Origin of the sequence: Kitasatospora sp. NPDC056138 (genome assembly GCF_042264695.1) — a bacterium.
Classification (GTDB): Bacteria; Actinomycetota; Actinomycetes; order Streptomycetales; family Streptomycetaceae; genus Kitasatospora.
In genome coordinates this window covers 51,403-57,423 of the sequence record NZ_JBHJVK010000055.1, presented here as the reverse complement: position 1 = coordinate 57,423, position 6,021 = coordinate 51,403, and the positions used below count along the sequence as shown (strand labels likewise).

Here is a 6,021-nt window from a genome sequence, read left to right as displayed (position 1 = left end):
GGACTGACCCCCGACGATCTCGCCGACACCCTGCTGGGCTGTCTCGGACTGAGTCACGGAGGCAGCGACGACATCGCCCTGGTCGTCGTCCGCCTGTGAGTGGCCGATCCGGGAGGCCGTGACCGGCCCGGTCGCGCTGATCCTTCGGCGGCCCGGTGGGCACCGGGGCGGGTGAGGGGCCAGGTGGGCACCGAAGCAGAGCGATCCGCCTACATCGACGAGGTCTGGACCGTCGGCATCGGGCGGTCAGCGCCCAGGTCCTGCCCCTGGACGGGGGAGACCCGGGCGGGGCACCAGGTCGTCGTCCCCGTGACACCCAACCTCCGGTTGTCGATCGCGTGAGCCGGCTGGAGGATGCGTACTGGCTGCCACCTCCGCCCGGCCCGGGTGTGCCCGGACTGCCCGCAGGGTCCAGGAGATCGACTGACGGCGACCGTTCCGGCGATGGAGGTGGTTGACGATGGTTCCTCTGCTGCTCGTACTGCTGCTGATCCTGATCCTGTTTGGCGCGGGGTTCGCGCTGAAGATCCTCTGGTGGGTGGCGCTGGCGGTGCTCGTCATCTGGCTGATCGGGTTCGTTGCCCGGGGCGCCAGCGGTTCGGGTGGCCGCGGTCGCTGGTACCGCTGGTAGGGCCCCCGGGGGTGGACGGCTCGTGGTCGCCGGGCATGCGGCGGCCGGGGGCCGGTACAGAGTCAGACAGAAGCCGGTGCGCCCGTGGTGTGCGTGCCCCGGCCCGATACCGAGGAGCATGATGTGACCGCTGCAGTGTCCTTCCGGCCGTCCACGCTGCCGCCGTGGCCCATACGAGTACCTCGCCAGGCCGATCCGCGCAAGGCGGGCAACCGGTGAGCGCCGACGCCCCTGCGGCCGGTGTCCCGACCGGTACGGGCGAAGGCCTCGGCTCCGGGGCCGAGGCAGAGCAGTACCGTCAGCAGTACCGTCAGTGCGTGGCCGAGGTATTCACACGGATGGCGGCATGCGGGGAACTGGATCCGCTCCTGTACGGGAGCGGCCGCACCCGTACCCGGTGGGAAACACTTCCGCGGTGGGCCCAGTGGGATCCGGTCGCTGGCGCGCCCCGCCGAAGGGCACACGGACGCCGCGGCGATCCTGGCCGAACTCGCGGTGTACGTCGGGAGCGACCTCCCCGCGGCCGTGGTCGGGGCGTGCCGGGGGTGGGCGGCAGAGCCGCCCGGCTACGTGCTGGAGGCGCGCGGGGTGCCCGGTGGGTGGCTGTTGTCGGAGGTGGAGCCTTTCCACAGGTAGGTCGTGCCAGGGCGAGCAGGTGCGGTACCCCTGGGCGTCCGACAGTTTCGGCGTGCTCGCAGGACCCGCCGACCGCAAGGCCTCCGTGCCGCCCTCGCGCCGAGCGGGGAGCCAGCGCTCCACCGACCGCTCGCTGACCCGCAGATCACGGGCATCGGCTCGGCAGGTGAGGATCTCCTGCCGAGCCGACCCCGGTGCGATGCGCTGCCCGAGCGTTCGTTGCTCAGCTGCCGTCGACGACGGAGTTCTGGACAGCGCCGGCGGACAGTTGCCGCTTCGAGAGGATCTGGTCGTACGTGCCGTCCGCGACGAGCTTGTTCAGGGCCTTCGTCAGGACGGTCTGCAGGTCCTTGTCGCTCTTCCGGACGGCGATCCCGTAGGGCCGGGGCTGCAGCTGGGGGCCGGCGAGGTCGAAGTCCTTCCCGCTGCCGTCGGTCTGGCTGCGGTACTGCGCCTTGGGGTAGTCGGTGAGGTACGCGTCCGCCGAACCGTCGCGCAGCTCGCTCAGGGCCTTGTCGTCGGTCTCCAGTTCGTCGACCTTGAGGGGTTTGCCGAGGTGGTCGCAGGCCTTCATCTGGCCGGTCGCGAGGTCGTCGTGAATGGTGCCCTTCTTCACCGCGACCGTCCTGCCGCACAGGCTGTCGAGCTTGGCGATCTTGTCGGGGTTCCCCTTGCGGACCACTATGCCGATTCCGGCCATGAAGTAGTCGACGAAGTCGACGCCGTCGTTGATCTTCTTGCCGTCCTTGTCGACGCCCTGCTCGCGCTCACGGGTGTCGGTGATGCCTGACAGCCCGACGTCGTACTTCTGGGCCAGTAGCCCCGGGAGCACGTTCGCGAAGGGGCCGACGTCCTCGAACTCGAACTTGACTCCGAGCGTCTTCTCCAGGGCGGCGGCGATGTCTGCGTCGAGACCGTCCGGGTCTCCCTGCGGGCCCCGGAAGATCACCGGGGCAGCGGTGAGCGACGTGCCCACGTGGATCACCCCGGCCTTGCGGATCTGCGCGGGCAGCTGGTCGTGCAGCGAGGTCTTTCCGCCGCCTGTACCGCCGCCTGCACCGCAGGCGCTCAGCAGGAGCGCGCCGGTGGTGATGACGGCGACGCCGCCGAAGCTGCGAGTGGTGGAAGCTTTCATCTGAGATTTCTCCCGGTGGTCGACGCACAGTGCCGCGGGTTCGAGGCGTGTGGTGGCACCGAGCCGCGCCGACAGGCCTCCCACCGGCCCCGCTCCGGTGAGGTGGCATCCTGCCTCCGGACGCGGCCGGGCTGGCACCCGGCAGCGCCCGGAGGCGGAGAAGCCGGTCAGACTATAACCACCATTACCGAGTGAGTGTTCACCGAGGTTCACGGGTGGTGGTGCCGCACCCCCACGTCACTCACCGTCGTCGGACGCCCACCGGCCTGGCCGCGGCACCGTCCCCGGCAGGTCGGTGGGCCGGCGGGCTGGTAAGCCGGCCGAGGACGCCGGGCGGCAGGGCTTCCTCCGGGGCCGTGAAGGTGTCGCCGGACGACCTTGACCGGGTAGCTGTCCGCCCCTCGTCCGTTGTGGGTACTCCACAAAAGGAACAGCTGGAGGGGCGGGGTCGGCGATGCGAGCCGCGGTCGCCGAGGTCGGCCATGAGGTTGCGGGCCTGCTGGGTGGTTCATGGCCCATCTGGATGGTCGGTGACGCCCAGGCTTGGCCAGTCCAACTGAGCTCGAGGGCCGCAACTCCGTGGTCTGCGAGGCGGATCGCGTGCGCGGGTTCTTCCGGTGGCGTGGTCGCCGACGTGCTCCTGGCGGCAGCCGCGAGAGCGGCACCCTGGACTTACCAAGGCGTGTTTGGCAAGTGGTCGGGCCGTGGCCGTTCGTCGGCGTGGCGGTGATCGTGAGCATGCATCGTGGGAAAGTCCGGTGCATCGATGAACTGCCAGCCCCTAGCATGCGTAGGTGAACCTTTCGCATCTCGGTGCGCCGATCGGGCCGATGATCCGCGTCCACGGCGGGTTCGCCAACCGGATGTACCGGCTCGACACCGACCAAGGGTCGTTCGCGGTGAAGGAGTTGAACCTCGTCGACCGCCGCTGGACCTATGGCGTCGAGGACGTGTTCAGGTTTGAGCGGGCGGCCTTCGCCGCCGGCATCCCGATGCCGGAGCCGATCTCGGCCAGCCACCACACGCTCGTTCACCGATGGGTCGAGGGAGAAAAGGTGCCAGAAGCACCGGTGTCGGCGGCGTACGCGTTCGAGATCGGTGGGATCCTCGCGCGCATCCACGCGCTCGACGTCGCGTGGACCCATGTGTCGATCGAGGAACCGACGTCACGGGACTGGCCCGAGCTCGCCGCGCGGGCGGCGGCGGCCGGACAGCCGTGGGCCGACGAACTCGCCTCTCACATCGAGACGTTCCTCGCGATTGCCCACTTCGTCGACACCTGCGAACGGCCAGGCCCCGTCGTGCTGACCCATAGGGACATCCAACCGTGGAACCTGCTCGCTCGAGAGGGTCGGCCGGTGCTGCTCGACTGGGAGCTCTCGGGGATGCTCGACCTGTCCGGTGAGCTCGGCTCGACCGCGCTGAGCCTCGCGAAGGGACCTGGCTTCGACGACATCAAGCCCGCCATCTTCCGCGCGGTCCTCGACGGCTACGTCGCGGGGGGCGGAGCGCTGCCGCCGTCAGGTCCAAGCTGGTTTGTGTTCATGATCGGCGGCTGGCTGGGGCACACGAGGTGGAACATCCTGCGGTGCCTCGCCGGTGTCGAGGCGAGCACCGGCCCTGACCTCGCGCTGTCGCACGAGTCCGTGCGCAACGGCGTGCGCGGCCTCCCCGACCTGTTCCGCCGACTTCCGGAGCTCGAGGCGCTGCTCGTGTGACAGTGGCCCGCGTCCGTGCTTGGTACGCGGCGTGAGGCGCGCTCCCGATTCCGCTCGGGGCCATGGTCGATGACCTGCACCGACGCGGACGCGCTGACACCGTCTCGGACCGGCCAGGACACCGGAGGCGCGAACGTGATCGCGGGTGTCGCCTGGCGTGACGCGCTCGCAGCAGGCGCCGACCGCGGCAAGCCTGCTCTCGAGGACTGGATCAACGCGGCGACCGCCTCGAGGTCCGTATCCGACAGGCCGGCGGCGTCGACGCCCTCGGCCGAAAGGCCGTCGACCGCGTCGAGCAGTTCGGCCATGCCTGCCTGCCAGGCGATGTCGGCCGGGCTGTGCAGCCGGCGATCAGCGCGGTGCAGCCCTGGGGCCTATTTGAGAAGTGGGCTCATATGGCTGCGCTTGGCCCGCTTGTAGGTGAGCGCCCACACGTAGCTGTCCAGCGCGGAGAAGGTCCTGCTGGACACCACCGTCCTGTAATACGCGGACCAGCCTCTGACGATCGGAGACAGCCTGCGCAGGACGGCCGTGACGTTCAGGCCGAGAAGGGCCTGCATCTCGTCACGGAGCCGCTTCCGGACTCTCGCGACCGCATCTTTGCTGGGCGTGATGATCAGGGCGTCACCGTGCCGGCGGACGGTGAACCCGAGGAAGTCGAACTCCTCTGGCAGGTGAAGGATCCGGGTCTTCTCCTCGTTGAAGCGAAGACCTCGGGGTGCCAGCCATTCGGTGAGGCGTGCCTTGGCCGTTTCCGCTTCTTCCCTGCTCGTGCAGAACACGGCGAAGTCGTCTGCGTAACGCACCAGAATCGGTGTCCCTTTCGCGGCCCACATGACCTTCCCCTTGCGGGTCGCGAACCGGACGCCTGCGGCCTCTTCCATTCCGTGCAGTGCGATGTTGAGCAACCGAGGGCTGATCACTCCGCCTCGAGGGGTTCCCTCGTCGGTCCGGGTGAAGCGTCCGCCGTCGATCACGCCTGCCTTCAGCCATTGGCGTACGAGTTCCCGACCCGGGAACTCGCCGATGGCGTTCAGCAGGCGATCCGAGTGAAAGCTGCAGCCGCGCTCCAGGCTTCCGCGGCCGGCCGCCATCCGCAGCGCGGCCAACGGCAGTTCGGCGCGACGGTGGTCGGCCATCGCGTGGCCGACCACCTCGCGGGTGGCCAGGTCGATCACCGTGGCCAGGTAGAGCCAGCCCTCCCCGGTCGGCAGGAAGGTCATGTCGCCGACCAGCCGAACCCCGGGCGGGGCACGGTGAAGTCGCGCCCGATCAGGTCCGGGGCGAACAGCGGCTTGCGGGCCTGGCGGGTCAGGCCGCGGCGCCGACGCCGGGTGACACCCGTGATGCCGCGCTCGCGCACGATCCGCTCCACCTTCTTCCGGTCGACCAGGCGGCCCTGGCGGAGCAGTTCCGCATGCACGCGAGGGACGCCGTAGGCGCCCCTGGACGCCATGCGGATCACCGCGATCTCCGCCGCGAGGAGGTCCTCCGCCCGCTCGCGGGCATGGCGGCGTCCAACCCACGAACAACGTGGGACCGCTTGAGGTACTTGCCCACGCCCTGCTCGGTCAGTCGCACCCGGTAGAGCAGGGAGATGAGGTCGCACACGATCGCGCGGGTCCACAACTGTCCACCCAGGCCGAGGTCTTCGGGGCGCCGCCTGCCATGGTCGACCAGCCCGATGATGCGTGACCCCCGCCCCGCCGAAGTGGATTGTGGGACGGGGGAAAAGGACGCGCTGCGTGGTGGTGTGTCAGACGCCTGTGGCGATCTGGCCCCAGTTGGTCCAGCCCGGGCTGTGTGTGTCGTCGCCGCCGTTGTTGATGAACGCGTTGGTCGGGCCGTTGGTGATCAGGTAGTCCGCCGGACCGTCGCCGTTCCAGTCCGCGAAGTTCACC

General features: G+C 69.6%; 5 protein-coding genes and 1 pseudogene. 2 read left to right on the top strand and 4 right to left on the bottom strand.

Annotated elements, in window-relative coordinates; all coding sequences use genetic code 11:
• The first annotated feature begins 460 nt into the window (after nt 1-460).
• Entirely contained in the window at nt 461-631 is a 171-nt protein-coding gene (locus ACFC1R_RS28195) for a hydrophobic protein (RefSeq protein WP_375943266.1), read from the top strand.
• 859 nt (nt 632-1,490) lie between these two features.
• Here ACFC1R_RS28195 and ACFC1R_RS28190 read toward each other — a convergent pair.
• Complete coding sequence (locus ACFC1R_RS28190; RefSeq protein ID WP_375943264.1) at nt 1,491-2,402, bottom strand: ABC transporter substrate-binding protein; 912 nt, start codon at nt 2,400-2,402, stop codon at nt 1,491-1,493.
• A 794-nt stretch (nt 2,403-3,196) separates the two neighbouring features.
• Here ACFC1R_RS28190 and ACFC1R_RS28185 point away from each other — a divergent pair.
• The gene (locus tag ACFC1R_RS28185) at nt 3,197-4,120 is read left to right on the top strand and encodes a phosphotransferase family protein (protein WP_375943262.1); all 924 of its coding nucleotides are present in this window, start codon (nt 3,197-3,199) and stop codon (nt 4,118-4,120) included.
• 374 nt (nt 4,121-4,494) lie between these two features.
• Here ACFC1R_RS28185 and ACFC1R_RS28180 read toward each other — a convergent pair whose 3' ends face one another.
• The 3 genes and pseudogenes from ACFC1R_RS28180 to ACFC1R_RS28170 all read right to left on the bottom strand — a co-directional run bounded on the left by ACFC1R_RS28180 (nt 4,495) and on the right by ACFC1R_RS28170 (nt 5,749).
• A complete protein-coding gene (locus ACFC1R_RS28180) occupies nt 4,495-5,343 on the bottom strand; it encodes a reverse transcriptase domain-containing protein (RefSeq protein WP_375943260.1) in 849 nt (282 codons plus the stop codon).
• Nucleotides 5,340-5,603: pseudogene (locus ACFC1R_RS28175) on the bottom strand (IS3 family transposase); the annotation flags it as partial. The gene ACFC1R_RS28180 and the pseudogene ACFC1R_RS28175, both read right to left, overlap by 4 nt.
• Nucleotides 5,582-5,749, bottom strand: a complete 168-nt coding sequence (locus ACFC1R_RS28170; RefSeq protein ID WP_375943258.1) for a winged helix-turn-helix domain-containing protein — start codon at nt 5,747-5,749, stop codon at nt 5,582-5,584. The gene ACFC1R_RS28170 and the pseudogene ACFC1R_RS28175, both read right to left, overlap by 22 nt.
• Nucleotides 5,750-6,021 lie beyond the last annotated feature (272 nt).